Annotated in this window: 17 protein-coding genes and 1 pseudogene; 13 read left to right on the plus strand and 5 right to left on the minus strand. The window is 69.3% G+C overall.

Annotated features, from left to right (window positions below):
* Nucleotides 1-14: 14 nt before the first annotated feature.
* Together LCC91_RS00935 and LCC91_RS00940 are read left to right on the plus strand one after the other, a co-directional pair.
* A complete protein-coding gene (locus LCC91_RS00935; protein ID WP_052231527.1) occupies nucleotides 15-611 on the plus strand; it encodes a histidine phosphatase family protein in 597 nt (198 codons plus the stop codon).
* Between the two features lie 1,636 nt (nucleotides 612-2,247).
* Nucleotides 2,248-2,556, plus strand: a pseudogene (locus tag LCC91_RS00940) (IS1380 family transposase); the annotation flags it as partial.
* A gap of 59 nt (nucleotides 2,557-2,615) precedes the next feature.
* On the opposite strand, the gene LCC91_RS00945 reads toward LCC91_RS00940, so the two are convergent.
* A complete protein-coding gene (locus tag LCC91_RS00945) occupies nucleotides 2,616-3,734 on the minus strand; it encodes a Fic family protein (RefSeq protein WP_043699789.1) in 1,119 nt (372 codons plus the stop codon).
* A gap of 199 nt (nucleotides 3,735-3,933) precedes the next feature.
* Here LCC91_RS00945 and LCC91_RS00950 point away from each other — a divergent pair, with 199 nt between their 5' ends.
* A complete protein-coding gene (locus LCC91_RS00950; RefSeq protein ID WP_043699785.1) occupies nucleotides 3,934-4,380 on the plus strand; it encodes a universal stress protein in 447 nt (148 codons plus the stop codon).
* Here LCC91_RS00950 and LCC91_RS00955 read toward each other — a convergent pair.
* Nucleotides 4,361-4,915 (minus strand): thioredoxin family protein, encoded by a 555-nt coding sequence (locus LCC91_RS00955; RefSeq protein WP_043699783.1) that lies wholly within the window; start codon nucleotides 4,913-4,915, stop codon nucleotides 4,361-4,363. The genes LCC91_RS00950 and LCC91_RS00955 overlap by 20 nt on opposite strands.
* Before the next feature lie 328 nt (nucleotides 4,916-5,243).
* Here LCC91_RS00955 and uvrA point away from each other — a divergent pair, with 328 nt between their 5' ends.
* The 3 genes from uvrA to LCC91_RS00970 all read left to right on the plus strand — a co-directional run bounded on the left by uvrA (nucleotide 5,244) and on the right by LCC91_RS00970 (nucleotide 12,582).
* A complete protein-coding gene (uvrA, locus tag LCC91_RS00960; protein ID WP_043699810.1) occupies nucleotides 5,244-11,033 on the plus strand; it encodes an excinuclease ABC subunit UvrA in 5,790 nt (1,929 codons plus the stop codon).
* 11 nt (nucleotides 11,034-11,044) lie between these two features.
* Nucleotides 11,045-11,392 (plus strand): hypothetical protein, encoded by a 348-nt coding sequence (locus LCC91_RS00965; protein ID WP_043699781.1) that lies wholly within the window; start codon nucleotides 11,045-11,047, stop codon nucleotides 11,390-11,392.
* 71 nt (nucleotides 11,393-11,463) lie between these two features.
* Entirely contained in the window at nucleotides 11,464-12,582 is a 1,119-nt protein-coding gene (locus LCC91_RS00970; protein WP_043699778.1) for a YeeE/YedE family protein, read from the plus strand.
* Nucleotides 12,583-12,594: 12 nt separating this feature from the next.
* Here LCC91_RS00970 and LCC91_RS00975 read toward each other — a convergent pair whose 3' ends face one another.
* Entirely contained in the window at nucleotides 12,595-13,821 is a 1,227-nt protein-coding gene (locus tag LCC91_RS00975) for an MFS transporter (protein WP_082007509.1), read from the minus strand.
* Nucleotides 13,822-13,980: 159 nt separating this feature from the next.
* Between LCC91_RS00975 and rplU the strand changes: the two genes are divergently transcribed.
* The 4 genes from rplU (at nucleotide 13,981) to proB (ending at nucleotide 17,056) form a co-directional block, all read left to right on the plus strand.
* The gene (gene rplU, locus LCC91_RS00980; RefSeq protein WP_043699771.1) at nucleotides 13,981-14,292 is read left to right on the plus strand and encodes a 50S ribosomal protein L21; all 312 of its coding nucleotides are present in this window, start codon (nucleotides 13,981-13,983) and stop codon (nucleotides 14,290-14,292) included.
* 14 nt (nucleotides 14,293-14,306) lie between these two features.
* Entirely contained in the window at nucleotides 14,307-14,564 is a 258-nt protein-coding gene (gene rpmA, locus LCC91_RS00985) for a 50S ribosomal protein L27 (protein WP_043699768.1), read from the plus strand.
* A 115-nt stretch (nucleotides 14,565-14,679) separates the two neighbouring features.
* Nucleotides 14,680-15,789, plus strand: a complete 1,110-nt coding sequence (cgtA, locus tag LCC91_RS00990) for an Obg family GTPase CgtA (protein WP_043699765.1) — start codon at nucleotides 14,680-14,682, stop codon at nucleotides 15,787-15,789.
* A 154-nt stretch (nucleotides 15,790-15,943) separates the two neighbouring features.
* Complete coding sequence (gene proB / locus LCC91_RS00995) at nucleotides 15,944-17,056, plus strand: glutamate 5-kinase (RefSeq protein ID WP_224441053.1); 1,113 nt, start codon at nucleotides 15,944-15,946, stop codon at nucleotides 17,054-17,056.
* A 177-nt stretch (nucleotides 17,057-17,233) separates the two neighbouring features.
* Here the strand turns inward: proB and LCC91_RS01000 are convergent, their stop codons facing one another.
* Nucleotides 17,234-17,812, minus strand: a complete 579-nt coding sequence (locus LCC91_RS01000) for a CNP1-like family protein (RefSeq protein WP_143897406.1) — start codon at nucleotides 17,810-17,812, stop codon at nucleotides 17,234-17,236.
* On the minus strand, nucleotides 17,809-18,540 hold the full coding sequence (locus tag LCC91_RS01005; RefSeq protein ID WP_143897405.1) for an RNA pyrophosphohydrolase: 732 nt from the start codon (nucleotides 18,538-18,540) through the stop codon (nucleotides 17,809-17,811). The genes LCC91_RS01000 and LCC91_RS01005 overlap by 4 nt, the downstream gene beginning before the upstream one ends.
* 62 nt (nucleotides 18,541-18,602) lie before the next feature.
* On the opposite strand from LCC91_RS01005, the gene LCC91_RS01010 reads away from it, so the two are divergent.
* From LCC91_RS01010 to LCC91_RS01020, 3 genes are all read left to right on the plus strand, one after another.
* Complete coding sequence (locus LCC91_RS01010) at nucleotides 18,603-20,348, plus strand: proline--tRNA ligase (protein ID WP_143897404.1); 1,746 nt, start codon at nucleotides 18,603-18,605, stop codon at nucleotides 20,346-20,348.
* A 2-nt stretch (nucleotides 20,349-20,350) separates the two neighbouring features.
* The gene (locus LCC91_RS01015; RefSeq protein ID WP_143897403.1) at nucleotides 20,351-21,031 is read left to right on the plus strand and encodes a lytic transglycosylase domain-containing protein; all 681 of its coding nucleotides are present in this window, start codon (nucleotides 20,351-20,353) and stop codon (nucleotides 21,029-21,031) included.
* Between the two features lie 92 nt (nucleotides 21,032-21,123).
* Nucleotides 21,124-21,540, plus strand: coding sequence for a hypothetical protein (locus LCC91_RS01020; RefSeq protein ID WP_143897402.1), 417 nt, complete (start codon nucleotides 21,124-21,126; stop codon nucleotides 21,538-21,540).
* Nucleotide 21,541: the final 1 nt, after the last annotated feature.

The raw sequence follows: 21,541 nt of genomic DNA on the forward strand, positions 1-21,541 counted from the left end.
TGGAGGGGCGAGCGATGCGAAAGTGGGCGTGGCGCGCGTCGTTGATGGGCGCGGTTCTTGGAAGCTACTTCGTGGCGACAGCGCCCGCCGCGGCGCGGGATGCCGAAGCGCTGTGGCAGGCCATCACCACCCGACCGAACATCGTCGTGCTGATGCGGCACACCGACGCCAGCGGCCGCCAGGGATCGCACTACGACGAAACCGGCCAGTGCCGCGGCGAAAACATGCTCACCGGCAAGGGGCGGCGCGATGCCGAGGCCATCGGCCAGGCGTTCGCCCGCCGGGGCCTGACCCCGGACAAGGTGCAGGTCGTCGCCTCCGCGATGTGCCGCACGCGCGACACCGCGATGCTGGCCTTCGGCAAGGCCACGCTCGACCCCGCGCTGCGCGAATTTCTCTCCGGTCAGGGGCCCGGGATGAACGCGGCGATGGACGCCGCCGAGAACTGGGTGCGCCGCTTGCGCGGCCCGCAGCCGCTCATCATCGTCACCCACCTGCCCAACATCGACGCCCTCACCGGCGAACAACCGGATACCACCACCGCCGTCGTCACCGAATCCGACGCCAACGGCCAATTGCGTGTGCTGGGGTTGTTGCCGTTGGTGCGGTGATTGCGCTAAGAAAAGGCGGTTGGGCTCGTTGAAAAAGCATAAGCCCTAAATTGCGCTCTCAATTATTCGGGGTGCTGTGTTCTTTTACGATTGGGCTGTGCGTGCATTGTCAATGCACAAGCGGCGTTTTCAGCTGCTGCCGCCAGACGCAATTTGGATGGGGGTAAACCCAAGGTATGATATACTGAGCGCCCACGGCTCAATCGGACAGAGCTGCGACCTTCTAAATTTGGGGTTGTAGGCTGAAGTCCCGCTGGATGCGTCAATCAACTTAATACTGGAGAAAGTCTTGGGCGAGAATAATTTCTTTGCGTTCTTCATTCCGTTTGTAATTTTCATTATTGCGCTCAAGTTTGGGGTAAGGTATTATTATTTGAGTAGAGGCTACAATTGGTACAAAAAGACTTACCCGCAGGCGATGCGGGGTCCTAAGGCAACTTGTTATGCCTGCGGATCGTCTAGGATTTCGGTTCACAAAAAGATGGGGCAAACGTACGTGAAAGTTCATTCTTGCGCCAACTGTGGAACAAGGCTTTTCTACTCGCCAGAATAAATTGCAGGGGGGTTTGAGAGGTGTTTTCGGGCAGGTAAAATTAGGCGGCGTGACGTGTCGAAGGCGGAGCAAACATAGTTGTCGCCGGACTCGTGCAATCAAATGATTTACCAGGCTGTTGAAAAAGTCCGCACCGAAGCCGCTCTTTTCCGCCGCCGCCGATGGTTTTGAGCAGGTCAGCACGCTTTTGGGGCCTTCAGCGGCCCTTTTCTGCCCCCGCTCCGGGCCTTTTGGCGCCTTTTGGGCGCACTGCGGCTGTGTGTCACACATGATGCGCGTCCCACCAGCCACCGATGGTGGCCCATGCGCTACCTGTGCAACGGTCTCACGGAAGGCTGGGGCTCGTCCTGGAGCAGGAAATTGACCTGACGCCGTCCCACCAGAACCGACTTTCGGTGCCAAAAGGCCGTGCGCCGCCCCTGGAAAGACCATCGGCTGACAGAAAATTCAGGCTTCCAGGCGGATATGCCAGAAAGCTCATAGGAGAGGCTTCAACTTTGATGACCACGGATTCAGGTTGAAGCCTAACGCCGCGCATCACCTGCCGGCGGAGCGTCCCTCTGGAGCGAGGGGTTAGGGTGTTTGCCGTTACGATGCCGCCGCCAACTAACCAGAGCGAGATAGGTGAGCAGAAAAACCGTTAAGCATAAACCGAGTGGATAGGCCCATGGTTGTCCCGGAAAGATAAACATGAATAGCCCACCACCAAGGTAACCGAAAGGTAAGAAGGGCGCTTGGGGGAACAGCCATAGCTCTGGGTGCGCAGGGAAAAGCCAGCCGCAGATCAATGACCAAGCAGACCACAGCAAGAGCAGTGCAAACTGCCACCAGCGAAGACGCCAGTATTTCAGCTCCGTGTTCCACCGGTTACGAAAGTAGTTGGCAGTGGTCATGGGAAGCCCTAACGTTGGCCATAACCGGCGTGCAAAAGCAGAGCGAAGCAGCGCTTTTGCACGTCCGGATTGATGGCGTTGTTAGGCGTGTAACTGACTACCCTGAATCCGTGTTCATTTGTCATATATCAAATACAACCTGTTGATTCATTGTAGGAATGTCGCATCGTTACTCATCACCCAACTGATCATGCCGAAATTTGAAGTCCGCCAGACAGGCAAGCCGAACCTGACCTCTTATTCTGGACTGGCGCTCATTGGCCAGTGTTGCGAAGTGGCGCAAGTCGATGCGGTGATCGATTCCCGGCTGCCGGTCTCGCAAGGCATGAAGACCTCGGACATGGTCAAGGCGATGACGGGCCTGCTGAGTCTGGGCAAGCGCGACTTCGAAGCCATCGAACCGTTCCGGGCCGATCGATTCTTCAAAGAAGCCCTGGGGCTGTCGAGAGTACCCAGCAGTGCCTGGATACGCCGGCGGCTCGATGCCAAGGCCAGTGAGCCGGTATTGTCTTCATGAGTGCTTCATCGAGCACTAGCCAATTCTAGTGTGAGGGGCGTTCACAAGTCAATGGTGTACGCCGTCGATCGCCCGCCTGCATTGCATTTTTGCAATACCCCGCGCGCAAGCAGATCATTGATATCCCGCAGCGCGGTATCGGGCGAGCATTTTGCGATAACGGCCCACTTGCGCGTGGTCATTTTGCCATCGAAGCCGTCCAGCAGTCGGTTGAGAACCTTGATTTGGCGGGCGTTCATCGGGATGCTCGCGTGGCGTTGCCAGAATCGTGCTTTGTACAGGACGGCGTCCAGCGATTCGTGTGCCCGTTCCAGCGCGCGGTGTAGCGTACGCAAGAACCAGGCCAACCAGTCGGTCACGTCCAGCGTGCCTTTTTGCGTGCGTTCGAGGATGTCGTAATAGTCCTGCCGTTCGCGCTGGATTTGTGCGGAAAGGCTGTAGAACCGCTGTGGGCTGCCGTCGGCGCGGGCGAGCAGCATGGCGCCGATCGCGCGGGCGATGCGGCCGTTGCCGTCATCGAACGGATGTAACGTGACGAACCACAGGTGCGCCAACGCAGCCTTGAGCAAGGGTGGATGTTCGTCGGTCGGGGTGTTGACCCAGTGCAAAAAGCGATCCATTTCCACATCCAGCCGGTCGGCCGGCGGGGCCTCGAAGTGCACGCGCTGGCGCCCGATGGGACCGGAGACGACTTGCATGGGGCCCTTTGCGTCATCGCGCCACGCGCCCACGGTGATACGGGACAGGCCAGAATACCCCGTCGGGAAAAGAGCGGCGTGCCAGCCGAACAACCGCTCCCGGGTGAGCGGGGCGTGGCAGTTGGTCGTGGCGTCGAGGATCATGTCCACGATCCCGTCCACGTGGCGGTCGGCGGGCGCCAGGGCGCCGATGTCCACCCCGAGGCGGCGCGCGATCGACGAACGCACCGACGCGGCGTCCAGCCGTTCACCCTCGATTTCGCTGGTTTTGATGACGTCCTCGGTCAGGGCGGCGAGGCTCGCCTGGTCGCGCAGCGCAAAGCCGACGTCGGCGAGACGCCCGAGCAGCACCCCCTGCAGTCGGGCGACCTCGGCCATCGGGCTGGCGAGCGTGGCCAGGTCGTATCGCCAGTTCGGCCAGTACTCCGCCTGCCAGATGTAACGCGATTCACCGCAAAACATGCGGTGATTATGGGCGCGATTCACCGCACGGGCAAACCGGCCGCGCTGTGGTGCTGGGCCGTGCCGGCGGCTGACGCTGCGCCGTCGCCGAGCCCATTTGACGCAGCGCAAAGCCGCGGGATTCGCCGGCGCAGCGGTGGCCGCGGGCGCGTTGGCGTGGGCTAAGATGTGGGCACCACGCTAGCAAGGAGACCCAGCGATGTTCAAGAAGATCCTCGTCCCCGTCGATGGCTCGGCCCTGTCTCACGCCGCGGGTGAACTGGCGGCCGATCTGGCCAAGCAGCACGGCGCTGCGATCGTCGGGGTGTACGTGATCGACCCGTTCCCGTACATCGGGATCGGCGACGCGTCGGCCGTCGGGCTGCAGGCGTATCTGGCCGAGGCCCAGGCGGCGGCCAACCGGGCGTTGGAGGACCTCAAGCAGGTGTGCGTCGCGCGCGGGGTGTCGTTTTCCGGCGACACCATCGAGCGCAACGTGACCTACGAAGGCATCCTGGAGACGGCCGACGCCGAGGGCTGCGACCTGATCGTGATGGGCTCGCACGGCCGTAAGGGCGTGCAGGCGCTGATCCTGGGCAGCGTGGCGCAGAAGGTGCTCACACACGCCAAGGTGCCGGTGCTGATCGTCAAGCCGAACGCCACTTGATCGAGCAGCCGATGCTGGCGATCTGATCGCGCGGCCCCTGTCCGGTCTGCGCGATCAGGCGCATCGCCTCCAACAGGTCGCACGGCGTCCCCTCGGGGGCGCTCTCTTTGCGCGACGCGTCGAAGCGCCCGCGGTACTGCAGTTCGTCCGCGGCGTTGAAGCCGAAGAAGTCCGGCGTGCACACGGCCCCCCACGCGCGGGCGACGTCCTGCGTTTCGTCGTACAGGTACGGGAACGGAAACCCGCGCTCGCGCGCGACGCGCTGCATGTTCTCGAACGAGTCCTCGGGATAGGCCTCGGGATCGTTGGCGGAGATGGCCGCGACACCGATGCCCATCGCCTGCAGCTCGCGGGTGACCGGGATCAGCCGCGGCAGGATGGCCTGCACATACGGGCAATGGTTGCAGATGAACATCACCAGCGTGCCGCGCGAGCCGCGGATATCTTCGTAGCGGTAGCGCTTGCCGTCGGTGCCCGGCAGGTCGAAGCCGGGGGCTTTCCAGCCGAAGTCACACACGGGTGGGATGGCGGCCATCGTCGTTCGTCTCCTGGGTCGGTGTGCAGTCGTTGGTGTCCTCGCGTCATCGGGCGGTGCGCGGGCGTCCCCGCCCGCAGCAAGCCCTTGGGGGCGTTTTTACAATGTTTCGCCCTGCCCAGTGTATCCGGACCCCGCCGTGACCGCCCATTCCGCTGCCGATGACACCCTCCCCGATGACGCCGCGTCGGTCCGGCGGGCACCCGCGCCGGTCGAGGGTGTACGCCCCGTGGCCGATGCCGGTGGCGGTCCGGCGTTTGATGCGGGTGCCAGTCGGGGTGCCGATGGAGGCGTCGATGGGGGCGTCGATGGGGCTGCCGATGCCGGTGTGATCCGCATCCGCGGTGCGCGCCAGCACAACCTGCGCGGGCTGGACGTGGACATCCGCACCGGCGAGATCACGGTGGTGACGGGCCCGAGCGGCTCCGGCAAGTCCAGCCTGGTGTTCGATACGCTGTTTGCCGAGGGGCAGCGGCGCTATGTCGAGACGTTCTCGGCGTATGCGCGGCAGTTTCTGGATCGCATGGACAAGCCGGCGGTCGATCGCATCGACGGCGTGCCACCCGCCATCGCCATCGACCAGACCAACCCGGTGCGCACATCGCGCTCGACGGTTGGGACGATGACGGAGCTCAACGACCACCTGAAGCTGCTGTTTGCCCGCGCGGGGCAGCTGTTCGACCGCGTCACGGCGCTGCCGGTGCGGCACGACACGGTGGAGACGATCGTCGCCGACCTGCGCGCGCGCGCCGCGGCGGCCGGTGATCCGCGGCTGGTCGTGACCTTTGCCGTCGAGCTGCCGGCCGACACGAGCGAGGCGGAAGTGCAGCAGTGGCTGTCGGCCAGCGGCTACACGCGCGTGCAGGCGCAGCGCGTCGTGGCCACGCCCAGCGGCCCGAAGCAGGTGCTGGACGTGGTGGCGGATCGCTTTCGCCTCGGCAACGCGGACCCGGCGCGCGTCGCGGAGGCGGTGGAAACGGCGCTCAAGCGCGGCGGTGGGCGGTTGACCGTGTACGCGTTGGCCGACGACGCCGAGCCGGCCCTGTGGCGATACTCCACCGGGCTGCACTGCCCCGAGAGCGACATCCGCTACGCGGACCCGCGGCCGTCGCTGTTCTCGTTCAACTCCCCGGCCGGGGCGTGCGAGACGTGCCGCGGCTTCGGGCGCGTGATCGGGGTGGACTGGGGGCTGGTCATCCCCAACGACAAGCTGACGCTGCGCGCCGGCGCGATCAAGCCGATCCAGACGCCGGCGTTCCGCGAGTGCCAGGACGACCTGATGCGGCACGCGGAAGCGGCCGGCATCCCGCGCGACACGCCGTGGTACCAGCTCACGCCCGAACAGCGGCGCTGGGTGCTGGAGGGGTCGCCGAACTGGAACGGCGACTGGCAGCGGCAGTGGTACGGTATCCGGCGCTTCTTCGACTACCTGGAGAGCAAGGCGTACAAGATGCACATCCGCGTGCTGCTCTCCAAATACCGCAGCTACACGGAGTGTCCGGACTGCGGCGGCGCGCGGCTCAAGGCCGAGAGCCTGCTGTGGCGCATCGGCACGCGCGAGGACGCCGACGCCGTGCTGCCGCCCGAGCAGCGTTTTCGCCCGCGCGGCGTCGCGTGGAGCGACGAGCAGTTGCGCGCGCTGCCCGGGCTGTGCCTGCACGACCTGATGGGCCTGCCGATCGAGCGGCTGCGGGTCTTTTTCGAGCGGCTGCAGGCGCGGCTCGACACCCTGCCCGCCGGCGAGCGGCAAGCGCAGGCGCTGTTGTACGACGAGATCACGACGCGGCTGCGCTACCTGTGCGATGTGGGGCTGGGCTACCTGACGCTGGATCGGCAAAGCCGCACGCTCTCCGGCGGCGAGGTGCAGCGCATCAACCTGACCACGGCGCTGGGCACGTCGCTGGTCAACACGCTGTTCGTGCTGGACGAGCCCTCGATCGGCCTGCACCCGCGCGACATGGCGCGCATCAACCAGGCGATGGTGCGGCTGCGCGATGCGGGCAACACGCTGGTGGTGGTGGAGCACGATCCGGCCGTGATGCTGGCCGCCGACCGCATCCTGGACATGGGGCCGGGACCGGGCGAGCGCGGCGGGCGCATCGTCTTCGATGGCACGCCGCAGCAGTTGCGCACGGCCGACACGCTGACCGGCCAGTACCTGTCGGGGCGGCGGCAGATCGGCTTTGGCGTCAAGCGCATGGTGACCGACGCCACCCCGCGCCTGATTCTGGAAGGGGCGCGCGAGCACAACCTGCGCGGCATCGATGTGGCCTTTCCGCTGCAGCGGCTGGTGGTGGTCACGGGCGTGAGCGGCTCGGGCAAGTCGACGCTGGTGCAGGACATCCTGGCCCCGGCGCTGTTGCGGCACTTCGGCCAGTCCACCGAGGCGCCCGGCGCGCACGAGCGGCTGCTCGGGGCCGACCATCTGGAGGGCGTCGTCTTCGTCGATCAGTCGCCGATCGGCAAGACCGCGCGCTCCAACCCGGTCAGTTACGTCGGTGCGTGGGACGCGATCCGCACGCTGTTTGCGCAGACGCCGCTGGCGCAGCAGCGCGGCTACACCGCGGCCAAGTTCAGTTTCAACAGCGGCGACGGGCGTTGCCCGACGTGCGGCGGCTCGGGCTTCGAGCACGTGGAGATGCAGTTCCTGTCGGACGTGTACCTGCGCTGCCCGGATTGCCACGGGCGGCGCTACCGGCCGGAGGTGCTGGAGGTGACCATCGAGCGCGGCGGGCGCTGGCTCAGCGTGGCCGACGTGCTGGAGCTGACGGTGGCCGAGGCGGCGCAGTGCTTCGCCGCCGACCGCGAGGTGATGCGCGCCTTGCAGCCGCTGCTGGACGTGGGGCTGGAGTACCTGCGGCTGGGGCAGCCGGTGCCCACGCTCTCCGGCGGCGAGGCGCAGCGCCTGAAGCTCGCGGGCCATCTGGCCGCTGCGGCCGCGGCCACCCCGCGCGCGCGCCGCACCCGCGGCGGCGATCCCGCGCCGGCGGCCCCGTGGCCCGGCAAGGGCCGGGCGCGCGGCACGCTGTTTCTGTTCGACGAGCCGACCACCGGGCTGCATTTCGACGACATCGCCAAGCTGATGCGCGCGCTGCGCAAGCTGCTGGAGGCTGGGCACTCGCTGGTCATCATCGAGCACAACCTGGACGTGATCCGTGCGGCGGACTGGGTGATCGACCTCGGGCCGGAGGGCGGCGACGGCGGCGGCACGGTGGTGTTTACCGGCACGCCGGAGGACCTGCGGCAGCACCCGACCAGCCACACCGGCGCGGCGCTGCGCGAATACGCCGAGGCGCTCGGGGAGGCCGCCGCGGCGGGTGAGCCGCGCCCGGCCTGGCCCGCGCCGCCGACCCGTCCCGCGCAAGCGCCCGAGGCCATCCGCATCGTGCACGCGCGCGAGCACAACCTGCGCGACCTGTCGGTGGACATCCCGCGCGGGCGCTTCACCGTCATCACGGGCGTCAGCGGTTCGGGCAAGTCGACGCTGGCGTTCGACATCCTGTTCAACGAGGGGCAGCGGCGCTACCTGGAGAGCCTCAACGCCTACGCGCGCAGCATCGTGCAGCCCGCGGGCCGGCCGGAGGTGGACGCCGTCTGGGGCATCCCGCCGACGGTGGCCATCGAGCAGCGCCTCTCGCGCGGCGGGCGCAAGTCCACCGTCGGCACGGTGACCGAGGTCTGGCACTACCTGCGGCTGCTCTACGTCAAGCTGGGCGTGCAGCACTGCGTGCACGACGGCGCGCCGGTGCAGCCGCAGACGCCCGAGCGCATCGTCGCGCAGCTGCTGCAGCGCCACCGCGGGCAGACGCTGGCCGTGCTGGCGCCGCTCGTCATCCACCGCAAGGGCCTCTACACCGAATGGGCCGAGTGGGCGGCGCAGCGCGGCTACGCCCACCTGCGGGTGGACGGCGAGTGGCTGCCCACGCGGGGTTTTCCGCGGCTGGACCGCTTCAAGGAACACACGGTCGAGCTGCCCGTGGCCACCGTCCACGTGACGCCATCCACCGAGGGCGAGCTGCGCGCCGCGGTGCAGCTCGCGCTGCAGCACGGCAAGGGCGTGGTGCACGTGTTGAGCGGCATCGACGGGCTGGCGGCGGCGCTTGCGGCCGGGGGCACCGGCCGCGGGATGGGCGAGGTGACGGTGTACTCCACCAAGCGCGCCTGCCCCGTGTGCGGCACGAGCTATGCGGAGCTCGATCCGCGGCTGTTTTCGTACAACAGCGCGCACGGCTGGTGCCCGGACTGCGTGGGCACGGGCGTGCAGCTCACGCGCGAGCAGCGCCGCGCGCTCGACGACAGCCAGCGCGACGACGACCCGCGCGGGCGCGAGCAGACCTTCGCCGAACCGGACCTCGACGACCTCGGCGACCAGCCGTGCGCGACCTGCGGCGGCACGCGGCTCAACCCGGTGGCGCGCGCGGTGCGCTTTCACGACCGGCCCATCACCGACATCGCGCGCCTGAGCGTCGACGACGTGCTGGCGTGGGTACAGGCCCTGCGCCAGCCGGGGGTGTTGAGCGAACGCGAGGCCGACATCGCGCGCGACCTGCTGCCCGAGATCGAAAGCCGCCTGCGCTTCCTGCAGCAGGTGGGGCTGGGGTATCTGACGCTGGACCGCGGCGCGCCGACGCTCTCTGGCGGCGAGGCGCAGCGCATCCGGCTCGCCGCGCAACTGGGCTCGAACCTGCAGGGCGTGTGCTACGTGCTGGACGAGCCCACCATCGGGCTGCACCCGCGCGACAACCACATCCTGCTCGACGCGCTGCACGCGCTGCGCCAGCACGGCAACACGCTGGTCGTGGTGGAGCACGACGAGGACACGATCCGACGTGCCGACCACCTGATCGACATCGGCCCCGGTGCCGGGCGGCTGGGCGGTCGCGTGGTGGCGCAGGGCAGCGTCGACGATCTCGCGCGCGCGCCCGACTCGCAGACCGGCCGCTACCTGGCGCACGCGATGCGTCACCCCCTGCAGCCGCGCCGTCCGGTCGACCCGGCCGGCCCCGCGCTGGTGCTGCGCGGCGCGCGCCGGCACAACCTGCAGGGTATCGACGTGGCGGTTCCGCTGCACCGGCTGGTCGCGGTGACGGGGGTCAGCGGTTCGGGCAAGTCCACGCTGGCGCGCGACGTGCTGTTGACCAACCTGGCGGCGGCGCTGGCGCAGCCCCGGGCGCGCGCGGCCGAGCCCCTGACCGCCGAGTCCAAGGCCAAAGGCCGCCGTAAAAGCGCAGCGGCGGCCTCTGCGGCAGCGACCCGCGCGATCGCCTGGAGCGGTTGCGACGCGTTGGAGGGGTTCGAGGCGGTGGACCGCGTGCTGGAGGTGGACCAGACGCCCATCGGCAAGACGCCGCGCTCCTGCCCGGCGACCTACATCGGCTTTTGGGACACGATCCGCAAGCTCTACGCCGAGACGCTGGAGGCGAAGGCGCGCGGCTACGGCCCGGGACGCTTTTCGTTCAACACCGGCGACGGCCGCTGTCCGGTGTGCGAGGGGCAGGGTCTGCGCACCATCGAGATGAGTTTCCTGCCCGACGTCAAGGTGCCGTGCGAAGCCTGCGGCGGCGCGCGCTTCAACCCGGAGACGCTGGCCGTCACGTGGCGCGGGAAGTCGATCGGCGACGTGCTGGCGATGTCGGTGGACGAGGCGGTGGACTTCTTCGCGTCGATGCCGTCGATCGCCCACCCGCTGCAGCTGCTGCGCGATGTCGGCCTGGGGTATCTGACGCTCGGGCAACCCAGCCCCACGCTCTCCGGTGGCGAGGCGCAGCGCATCAAGCTGGTGACGGAACTTGCCAAGGTGCGCGACGACATCGGCCGCCGCGGGCAGCGCGCACCGCACACGCTGTACGTGCTGGACGAGCCGACCGTCGGCCTGCACATGGCCGACGTGGACAAGCTCATCCGCGTGCTGCACCGGCTGGTGGACGCGGGGCACAGCGTCGTCGTCATCGAGCACGATCTGGACCTGATCGCCGAGGCCGACTGGGTGCTCGACCTCGGCCCCGAGGGCGGCGCCGGGGGCGGGCGGCTGGTCGCAGCGGGCACGCCGGAAGACCTCGTGCGGTTAGGCACGCACACCGGGCGGGCGCTCGCGCCGGTGCTGGCGCGCGGCGGCTGAGGGCGGGGGCGATGGCCACGCGCGGGCGCATCGTGTGGATCGAGCCGGACGCGCCCGCCAAGCCGCCACCGGGCGCCCCGTGCAACGGCTGCGGGGTGTGCTGCCTGCTCGCGCCCTGCCCCGTGGGCATCGTGCTCAGCCGCCGCTGGCGCGGGCCGTGTGCGGCGCTGCGCTGGGTGGGGGCTGAGCGCCGCTACCGCTGCGGCGCGCTGCTCGCCGCCGAGGCCGCCGCCCGTTCCGCCCGCGGGCCGCTGGCGCGGGCGATCACCCGCGGGTACCGGTGGCTGCTCGGGCGCTGGATCGCCGCCGGCCGCGGCTGCGACTGCGACGCCACCGTCGAGCCGCCGCACGATCCTTGACGCCGGTCAACACATAACGCGGGCGCATGAATACCATTCGTATATTCGCATTAGCAGATAACGGGGTTTTCATGGACGTGACCGCGTGGATCGAACGCTGGGGCGAGCCCGCGGTGCTCGCGTGGGGTGGGCTGCTCCTCGGCCTCGGCTTTGGGTTTTTCGGGCAGCGCTCGAAGTTTTGTCTGCGCGCAGCGGTCATCGAGTTCTGGCACCGGCGCTTCGGCGACAAGTTGGCGGTGTGGCTGCTCGCGTTCTCCACGGCAGTGGTGGCGGTGCAGGCGATGGTGCTGCTCGGCTGGCTGGACGTTTCGAGCGCGCGCCAACTCGCGACGCGCGGCAGCCTCTCCGGCGCGCTGATCGGCGGGCTGCTGTTCGGGTTGGGCATGGTGATGACGCGCGGGTGCGCCAGCCGGCTGCTGGTGCTGTCGGCGAACGGCAACCTGCGCGCGCTGCTGTCGGGGCTGATCTTCGCCGTCACGGCGCAGGCGTCGCTGGGCGGTGTGCTCGCGCCGTGGCGCGAGGCGGTGAGCGCGTGGTGGGTGGTCGATGGCGGGCCGTCGCGCGACCTGCTCGCGCTGCTCGGCGGCGGGCCCGCGCTGGGGTTGGCGCTCGGCCTCGTGTGGATGGCCGCGGCGCTCTACTTCGCGGTGCGCAGCGGCTGGGGGTTCTGGAAGTGGTTCGGCGGCGCCGCCACGGGGTTGATGGTCGCGCTGGCGTGGGCGTTCAGCTACCAGGTGATGACGCACTCGTTCGAGCCGGTGCAGATCCAGGGGATGACGTTCAGCGGTCCGTCGGCGGAGTGGCTGATGCGCGTGCTCGCCGAGGCGGACAAGCCGTGGTCGTTCGGCCTGGGGCTGATGCCCGGGGTCTTTCTCGGTTCGCTCGCCGGTGCGCTGGTCGGACGCGAGTGGAAGCTCGAGGGGTTTGGCGGCGCTTACACGATGCCGCGCTATATCGTCGGCGCGATCTTGATGGGCTTCGGCTCGATGCTCGCGGGCGGTTGCGCCGTCGGGGCGGGCATGACGGGCGGGTCGATTTTCGCCGTCACCGCGTGGCTGACGCTGGTCGGGATGTGGGTCGGCGGCGGCATCGCCGACCGGCTGATCGACCGGCCGCACCCCGCAGCGCCCGCGGCGGGCACGGTCCCAGGTACGGTCCCCACGGGGGTGGAACCGGCGCGCGCGCCCTGAGCCGCGCGGGCGTCAGATGCGCCGGCCGGCGCGCGCCCGCGCCAGCAGCACGAGGCACAGCAACGCCACCGACGCGAGCAGCGCGGGCAGCCCCACGCGCGGTGCCCATTGCAGCGCCGCGCCGACCAGCGACGGTGCCAGCACGCCCCCGAGGGTGTAGGCCATCACCAGCACCGCCGTGCTGTTGACCAGCGTCACGCCGCGTTCGCGCGCGCCGATGTCGATCATCGCCAGCGTGTACAGGCACCCGCCCGCGCCGCCCCACAGAAACGCCACCGGCCACGCCAGCCAGGGGGTGCCGGCTACCCACGGCACGGCCAGCGTCGCGAGCAAGGTCACCGCGGCGCACGCGCGCATCAGCCGCAGCCGCGCGCCGCCTGCGCCGCCGCGCTGGCCCGGACGCCGGCCCAGCCGGTCGGCCAGGGCCCCGGCGGGCAGCATCAGCAGCGCGCTGCCCAGACCGCTGGCCGACACCAGTAGCGTCGCCGCTGCGGCGGTCAGCCCCAGACTCACGCCGTACAGCGGCAGCACGGACGTCAGGCCGCTCTCGAAAAAGCCGCCGCAGAAGCCCGCGGCCATGATCACCGGATGCGCGCGCAGCGCGGCCCATACGCCCCGCCAGCCGACGTGCGCGGTGTGCGCGTCGCCCTCGCGCGGCAGCGGCGGCACGGCCAGCGTCCAGACGAGCCCGACGGCCAGCAGCGCCACCGCGCACCACAGCGCCATGGTGCTCGACGGCCCCACTGCCGCCAGCAGCGCGGGCCCCAGCACGAAGGTCGCACCCACCATCGTCTCGAACAGCCCGACGGCACGACCGCGCAGGTGTGCGGGGGCGAATTCCGCGACGAGTGCCTCGGCCAGCACCCAGCGCAGACCGGACGCCATTCCGGCGAGCATCTTCAGCGCGAACCACAGGGTCAACGCGGTGGCCCCCTCCAGCGGCAAGCCGTAGCCGATGCCCGCCACCACCGGCACCGCGCCCGACAGCCACAGCGTGCGCCGCCGCCCCAGCGCGCGTGTGATCGCGGAGGCAAACGGCGTTACCAGCAGGATGCCGATCCAGGCGCTGGCGGCAAACAGACCGATCAGCGCGGTCGGCGCCCCCTGTTCCGTCAAGCGCAGCACCAGCCACGGCGTCAGCATGAAGTAGCCCGTGAGTTCGAAGAACGTCGAGCCGAACACGGCCAGCAGACCGCGGTGGGCGGGGGAGGGGGACGAAAGTGGCACAGGGGTGTTCATTCGGCGGTTCGACGCCGCGCGGGCGGGGCTGTGTACGAGGGAACGGAAAAGTGTACAATTTTGGGTTCGGCGCTTTGGGGTGTCTTGCCACGGGGTGTCGAAGAGGGTCGTTGCCGTGGCGGCTCGCTGCGGTGGCAACGTTTTATCGAGAGGTAACCTATGTACGCGGTCATAAAAACCGGTGGCAAGCAGTATCGCGTCGCTGCCGGCGAAAAAATCAAGGTAGAACAGATCGCTGCGGACGTAGGCCAAGAGATCGTGATCGACCAGGTGTTGGCCGTCGGCAACGGCGCGGACATCCGGGTGGGCACCCCCTTGGTCAGCGGCGCAACGGTCACGGCCAAGGTCGTTTCGCATGGTCGGGGTGAGAAGGTGCGCATCTTCAAGCTGCGTCGCCGCAAGCACTACCAGAAGCGCCAGGGCCATCGCCAAAACTACACCGAGCTGGAAATCGGCTCGATCAACGTCTGACGAGGTGACCCACCATGGCACAGAAAAAAGGCGGCGGCTCCACCCGTAACGGCCGCGATTCCAAGCCCAAGATGCTGGGCGTGAAGGTGTTCGGCGGCCAGGACGTCAGCGCCGGCGCGATCATCGTGCGCCAGCGGGGCACCCAGTTCCACCCCGGCACCGGCACCGGTATCGGCAAGGACCACACCATCTACGCCACCGTCGCGGGCAAGGTCGAGTTCGCCGTCAAGGGCGCGCTCAACCGCAAGGTGGTCAACGTCATCCCGGCCTGACGCGCGCGTGGCGGGGGCGGCGACGCCCCCGGGGCCACGGCCGGCCACAGGCCTTACCCGGCACGGGCCCGCGCTGCGGGCCCTTGTCGTTTGTCGGACGGCGCGAGGAGCCAGCATGAAGTTCGTCGATGAAGCCACGATCGAAGTTGCCGCCGGCGACGGCGGCAACGGCTGCGCGTCGTTTCGCCACGAAAAATTCAAGGAATTTGGCGGCCCCGACGGGGGCGACGGCGGCCGCGGGGGCCACGTCTGGGCGCTGGCCGACGAAAACCTCAACACCCTGGTCGACTACCGTTACACGCGCCGCTTCGAAGCGCAGCGCGGCGAACATGGCAAAGGCTCCGACATGTTCGGCGCCAAGGGTGAGGACGTCGTGTTGCGCATGCCGGTGGGCACGGTCATCAGTGACGCCGAGACCGGCGAGGTGCTGGCCGAACTGCTGCAGCCGGGCCAGAAGGTCATGCTCGCCAAAGGCGGGGACGGCGGCTTCGGCAACCTGCACTTCAAGAGCTCGACCAACCGCGCGCCGCGGCAGCGGACGATGGGGCGGCCCGGCGAGCGGCGCACGCTGCGGCTGGAGCTGAAGGTGTTGGCCGACGTCGGGCTGCTGGGCATGCCCAACGCCGGCAAGTCCACGCTGATCGCGGCCGTCTCCAACGCGCGGCCCAAGATCGCGGACTATCCCTTCACGACGCTGTACCCGAACCTGGGCGTCGTGCGCGTCGGCCCGGAGAAGAGCTTCGTCATCGCCGACGTGCCCGGCCTGATCGAGGGCGCGGCCGAAGGCGCGGGCCTCGGGCACCAGTTTTTGCGCCACCTGCAGCGCACGCGGCTGCTGCTGCACCTGGTCGACATGGCGCCGTTCGACGAAAGCGTCGATCCCGTGGCACAGGTGCGCGCGATCGTGGCCGAACTGAAAAAATACGACCCCCAGCTCGCCGCCAAGCCGCGCTGGCTGGTGCTCAACAAGCTGGACATGGTGCCGGCCGAGGAGCGCGAGGCGCGCGTGCGCGACGTGGTGCGGCGGCTGCGCTTCAAGGGGCCGGTGTTTGCCATCTCGGCGTTGACCCGGGAGGGGTGCGAGCACCTGATGCTGAAAGTGTACGAATATCTGGCCGGGCTGCGCGCGGCCGAGGCGGCCCCGGTGCGGGTCGATCCGCGCTTCGACGCGGGCCGCGCCGATGCCGACGTGGCGCCGGAGGCACCGCCCGCGCGACGCCGCTGATGGCGGCGGATATGGATTGGCTGCGGATATTCTTTCTTCCTCATCCCCCTTGCTTCGCCCGACCGCGATGAACGATTCGACGACCGCCCCCGTAACGACTGCCGCCGCGGCCGACACCGGGCTGGAGGCGCCGCGCCGCGCGCCCGCCGACGTGTTGCGCGGGGCGCGCCGCATCGTCGTCAAGGTCGGCTCGAGCCTGGTGACCAACGAGGGCCGCGGGCTGGACGAGCACGCGATCGGGCAGTGGAGCCGTCAACTCGCGGCGCTGGTGCGCGACGGGCGCGAGGTCATCATGGTCAGCAGCGGTGCGATCGCCGAGGGCATGAAGCGCCTCGGGTGGACCACCCGTCCGAAGGAGGTGCACGAGCTGCAGGCCGCGGCGGCGGTGGGCCAGATGGGCCTGGCGCAGATGTACGAAACCAAGCTGCGCGAGCAGGGCGTGGGCAGCGCGCAGGTGCTGCTGACCCACGCGGACCTGGCGGACCGGGAGCGCTACCTCAACGCCCGCTCGACGCTGCGCACGCTGCTCGCGCTCGGCGTGGTGCCGGTCATCAACGAGAACGACACCGTCGTCAACGACGAAATCAAGTTCGGTGACAACGATACGCTGGGCGCGCTGGTGGCCAACCTGGTCGAGGCCGACCTGCTCATCATCCTCACCGACCAGCGCGGGCTCTACACGGCCGACCCGCGCAAAGACCCGTCCGCGGCGTTCGTGCACGTGGCGCGGGCGGGCGATCCGCGGCTGGAGGCAATGGCCGGCGGCGCGGGCAGCCGCGTCGGCACCGGTGGCATGATCACCAAGATCCTGGCGGCCAAGCGCGCGGCGGGGTCCGGTGCCTCCACCGTCATCGCCTGGGGGCGCGAGCCGGACGTGCTGCTGCGCCTGATCGGCGGCGAGCCGATCGGCACTTGCCTCGTCGCCGACATGCCCAAACAGCAGGCGCGCAAGCAGTGGATGGCGGACCACCTGCAGCTGCGCGGCGCCGTCACGGTGGACGCGGGCGCGGTGGACAAGCTGGTGCGCGAGGGCAAGAGCCTGCTGCCGATCGGCATGACGGCGGTGGAGGGGGATTTCCACCGCGGCGATGTCATCGCCGTGCGGGGACCCGACGGCCGCGAGATCGCGCGCGGGCTGGCCAACTACGCCGCCGCGGAAGCGCGCCTGCTGTGCCGCCGCTCCTCGGCCGAATTCGAGCGCCTGCTCGGCTACGCCGCCGAGCCCGAGATGATCCACCGCGACAACCTCGTCGTCACGGCGCGCTGACGGCAGTACACGACAGGACACCAGGTGCCGCCACTGAGGTAAGAAGGCCACGGTCGGGCGAGCACGGTTGCCAACGGCGCAGGGGTGCCGCGAGGAATCGCGGTGACAGCGGCGCGCATCGTTCGCTGCCGGTCATCCGATTGGGACGATCGTCGGCCGTGCACGCCCTCAGGCATGTCAGCGCTCGAACGCCTTGGGCTGTCGCAGCGCGCGCAGCATGTCCGCTGGTCGGCCGTTCGGGGTCGCGCCGTCGCAAAATCCTCCGCGTGCCAGCGCCACCGCGGGGCGCGAGGCGAACTCGCCGCCGAGGTTACGCCAGGCGGCATTCGCGTTCATCCGCCATTCGCCCGGCGGGCCCGGGTTCCAGTGGGCGTAGGTCTTGACCTGGGCGGTGGCGCAGCGCAGCCCCTCGTACCACGCGTTGAGCGTGCCGCTGTCGCTTTGCGCGACGATGACATAGCGGATCACGCCGTCCGGGCCCAGCGTGACCGAGGCCGGATCGACGCCAAAGCGCAGCTGGCTGTGCACGGATACGACGAACGGTACGAGCCCGTCGGTGCGCAGCGCCGGCGGGGGCGGTGCGTCGGCTTCGCGCCAGTCGCGGTTGGGGTCGGTGAGGAGCTGCGCCTGCCCACCGGGCAGTGCGGCCGCCAGCAGCAGCGCGGCGAGCCCGCGGCGCAGTGCGTGGGCGCGGCGCAGCGTGCTCAAGCGAAAGAGCGCCCCGGTTCGGGGCGAGCCGAGAAGACAAACGTTCATGACAGGGTCGGGTCGCCGGTGGGCGTGGTGGCCGTCGCCGGCGTGGCGACCGGAGCCGGCGCGGGCGCACCAGGCTGCGGATCGAAGCTGGCGCCAGGTGGCAGCTCCATGTGCGGGGGGACGGCCAGGTGGGCCGGCAGGGGGCGGGAGCGCCGCGCCCCTTCGGCCCCCGCCGGCGCGCCGGTCCCGCGCGGCCGGGGCGACGAACGCAGGTAGCGGTTGCGCGCGTCGCGGCCACCACCGCCAGGGCGCGACACCGGCGGGAGGTAGCGCGACAGCTCTTCCAGCGCGCGCTGGTACACACCACGCTTGAACTCGATCACCAGGTCCAGCGGCACCCAGTAGTCGTTCCAGCGCCAGGCGTCGAACTCCGGGTGGTCGGTGGCGCGCAGGTTCAGGTTCCAATCCCCGCCGATGAGCCGCAGCAGAAACCAGATTTGCTTTTGGCCCTTGTAGTGCCCCCGCGCGTCGCGGCGGATGTAGCGGTCCGGCACCTCGTAGCGCAGCCAGTCGCGCGTGCGGGCGATGACCTCCACGTGCTCGGGCTTGAGGCCGATTTCCTCGTGCAGCTCCCGGTACATCGCCTGCTCGGGCGTCTCGCCGCGGTCGATGCCTCCTTGCGGAAACTGCCACGAGTGCGTGCGGATGCGCTTGCCCCAGAACACCTGGTTGCGGTGGTTGAGCAGGATGATGCCGACATTCGGCCGATAGCCGTCTCTGTCAAGCATAATCAACCCCAATTCTGAAAAACTGACCCGATTATGCAACGCGGGTCCGTTGGTGTCGAGACATGAAAGCCTCCCAGTTCCACATCAGTACGCTCAAGGAAGCCCCGGCCGATGCCGAGGTCGTCAGCCACCGCCTGATGGTGCGCGCCGGCATGATCAAGAAGCTCTCCGCCGGTATCTACACCTACATGCCGCTGGGCCTGCGCGTGATCCAGAAGGTCGAGCGCATCGTGCGCGAGGAGATGAACCGCGCCGGTGCCATCGAGCTGACCATGCCGATCGTGCAGCCCGCCGAGCTGTGGGAGGAGACCGGGCGCTTCGCCAAGATGGGCCCCGAGCTGCTGCGCATCAAGGACCGGCACGAGCGCGACTTCGTCATCCAGCCCACCTCCGAGGAGGTGGTGACCGACATCGCGCGCCAGGAACTGCGCAGCTACAAGCAGCTACCAAAAAACTTCTACCAGATCCAGACCAAGTTCCGCGATGAGCGGCGGCCGCGCTTTGGCCTGATGCGCGGGCGCGAGTTCATCATGAAGGACGCCTACAGCTTCGACCGCGATGCCGAAGGCGCCCAGCGCAGCTACCAGATCATGGCGCAGGCGTACCGGCGCATCTTCGACCGCTTCGGGCTGCGCTACCGCGCGGTGGCCGCCGACAGCGGCGCGATCGGCGGCGACCTCAGCGAGGAGTTCCAGGTGATCGCCGCGACGGGCGAAGACGCGATCGTCTATTGCCCGACCAGTGAGTACGCGGCCAATATCGAAAAGGCCGAGGCGCTGCCGCCTCAGGGGTCCCGTCCAGCGCCCAGCGAGCCGCTGACCAAGACGCCCACCCCTGGGCGCAGCACCTGCGCCCAGGTGGCCGAACTGCTGGGCGTGCCGCTGCAGCGCACGGTCAAGTCCATCGTGCTCGCCACGGACGAGATCAACGAGCGCGACGAGATCGTCGCGACGCGGATCTGGCTGCTGCTGCTGCGCGGCGACCACGACATGAACGAGGTCAAGGTCGGCAAGCTGCCAGGGCTGTCGCTGGGCTGGCGCTTCGCGACGGAGGCGGAAATCGTCGAGCACTTCGGCTGTCGGCCCGGTTACCTGGGGCCGGTGGGCACGCGCCGCCCGGTCACCGTGGTGGCCGACCGCGAGGTGGCGGTGATGGCCGACTGGATCTGCGGGGCCAACGAGGTCGATCACCACCTGACCGGCGTCAACTGGGGGCGCGACCTGCCGGAGCCGGACCTCGTGGCCGACATCCGCAACGTGGTGGCGGGGGACCCGTCGCCCGACGGCAAGGGGGTGCTCGCGATCGAGCGCGGCATCGAGGTCGGCCACGTGTTCTACCTCGGCACCAAGTACAGCCGCGCGATGAACGCGACCTTCCTCGACGAGGACGGCAAGCCCAAGCCTTTCGAGATGGGCTGCTACGGCATCGGCATCACGCGGCTGCCGGCCGCGGCCATCGAGCAAAACCACGACGAGCGCGGCATCATCTGGCCGGATGCGATCGCGCCCTTCACGGTGGTCATCTGCCCGATCGGCATGGACCGCAGCGCCACGGTGCGCGAGGCGGCCGAGCGGCTGCACGACGAGCTGGTCGCACAGGGGGTGGATGTGATCCTGGACGACCGCGGCGAGCGCCCGGGCGTGATGTTTGCCGACTGGGAGCTGATCGGTGTCCCCCACCGGGTCACGCTCGGCGAGCGTGGGCTGAAGGACGGGATGGTCGAGTACCAGCACCGGCGCGACAGCGCGGCCACGCCGGTGCCGCTGGCGCAGATCGTGGAGTGGCTGCGCGAGCGCATCACGGTGTGATCATGGACGCGGGCGCTGGGCCGGCGGGAGGGCGTCGGCGCTGGCTCTCGGCAGCGCTGGTGGGTGGGGCGGCCGCCGTGCTCGGCCGTGCCTTCGCACCGATCGCGGCGGCGGGGGCGATGGCGGTTCACCGCGCGGCCCACGCCGGCGCGCAGATCGAGGAGCCGCTCTCGGACGCGGTGCGGCACGCGCTGCGCGCGGCGGTGGAGCAGCTCGATCCCCCGGAGCCGGTGTTCGAGACGGCCGACGACCGGCTGGCGTATGTGCGCTGGCTGACGAAAGCAAGCTGGCAGTTGCGCCGCCGCAAGCCGGAGCCGCAGGCACGCACCGACTTCCTGCAAACGGTGTGGTACGAGAGCCGCCGCGCCGGGCTGGACACGGCGCTGGTGCTCGGCCTCATCGAGGTCGAGAGCGGCTTTCGCAAATACGCGATTTCGCGCGCGGGGGCGCGCGGCTATATGCAGGTGATGCCGTTCTGGACGCGGCTCATTGGAGACGGCGACGCGGACAAGCTGTTCCACCTGCAGACCAACCTGCGTTACGGCTGCGTGATCCTGCGCCACTACCTGGACCGCGAGCGTGGCGACTTGTTTTTGGCGCTGGGACGCTACAACGGCAGCCGGGGGCGGGCCGCCTACCCGAACGCCGTGTTCGCGGCGCAGCGGCGCTGGCGGCTGGCCTGATTGGGCGAACTTTTGCGCGCACCCGAGCGTCTGACCCCCATGACGCCCGAGCGCGGCCCGGTGGCGGGCCGGCGGGGCGAGGAGAGGTGCGCATGCGGTGGCTGATCTGGGTCGGGTTTGCGCTGGTGTGGGGCGTATGGACCGCGGGGGTGGCCGTGGCGGCGCAGCTGCTCGGCTGGCTCGCGTCGGTGCTGGGCGCCGGTGACGGCGGGAACGTCGCGCAGGCGGTGCAGGCGATCCCGTGGCCTGCCTGGTTGCTGGCGTGGGTGGACCGCGCCTGGCTCGACACGATGGCGGCTGCGGTCGCGCAGTCGTGGGCGTGGTTGACGAAGGTGTTGCCGGTCGCGGCCACCGTGGCGGGGTGGCTGGTGCCACTCGCGTGGGTCGTTTGGGGACTGGGCACCGCCGTCCTGCTGGCCGGGGCGATCGGGCTGCACTGGCTCGTCGGGCGCCTGCCCACGCACCGCACCGTCGTGTGGGGCACGGTGGATGGCGGGCGGCGCCACTGAG

This window comes from Tepidimonas taiwanensis (genome assembly GCF_020162115.1).
Lineage (GTDB): Bacteria > Pseudomonadota > Gammaproteobacteria > Burkholderiales > Burkholderiaceae_C > Tepidimonas > Tepidimonas taiwanensis.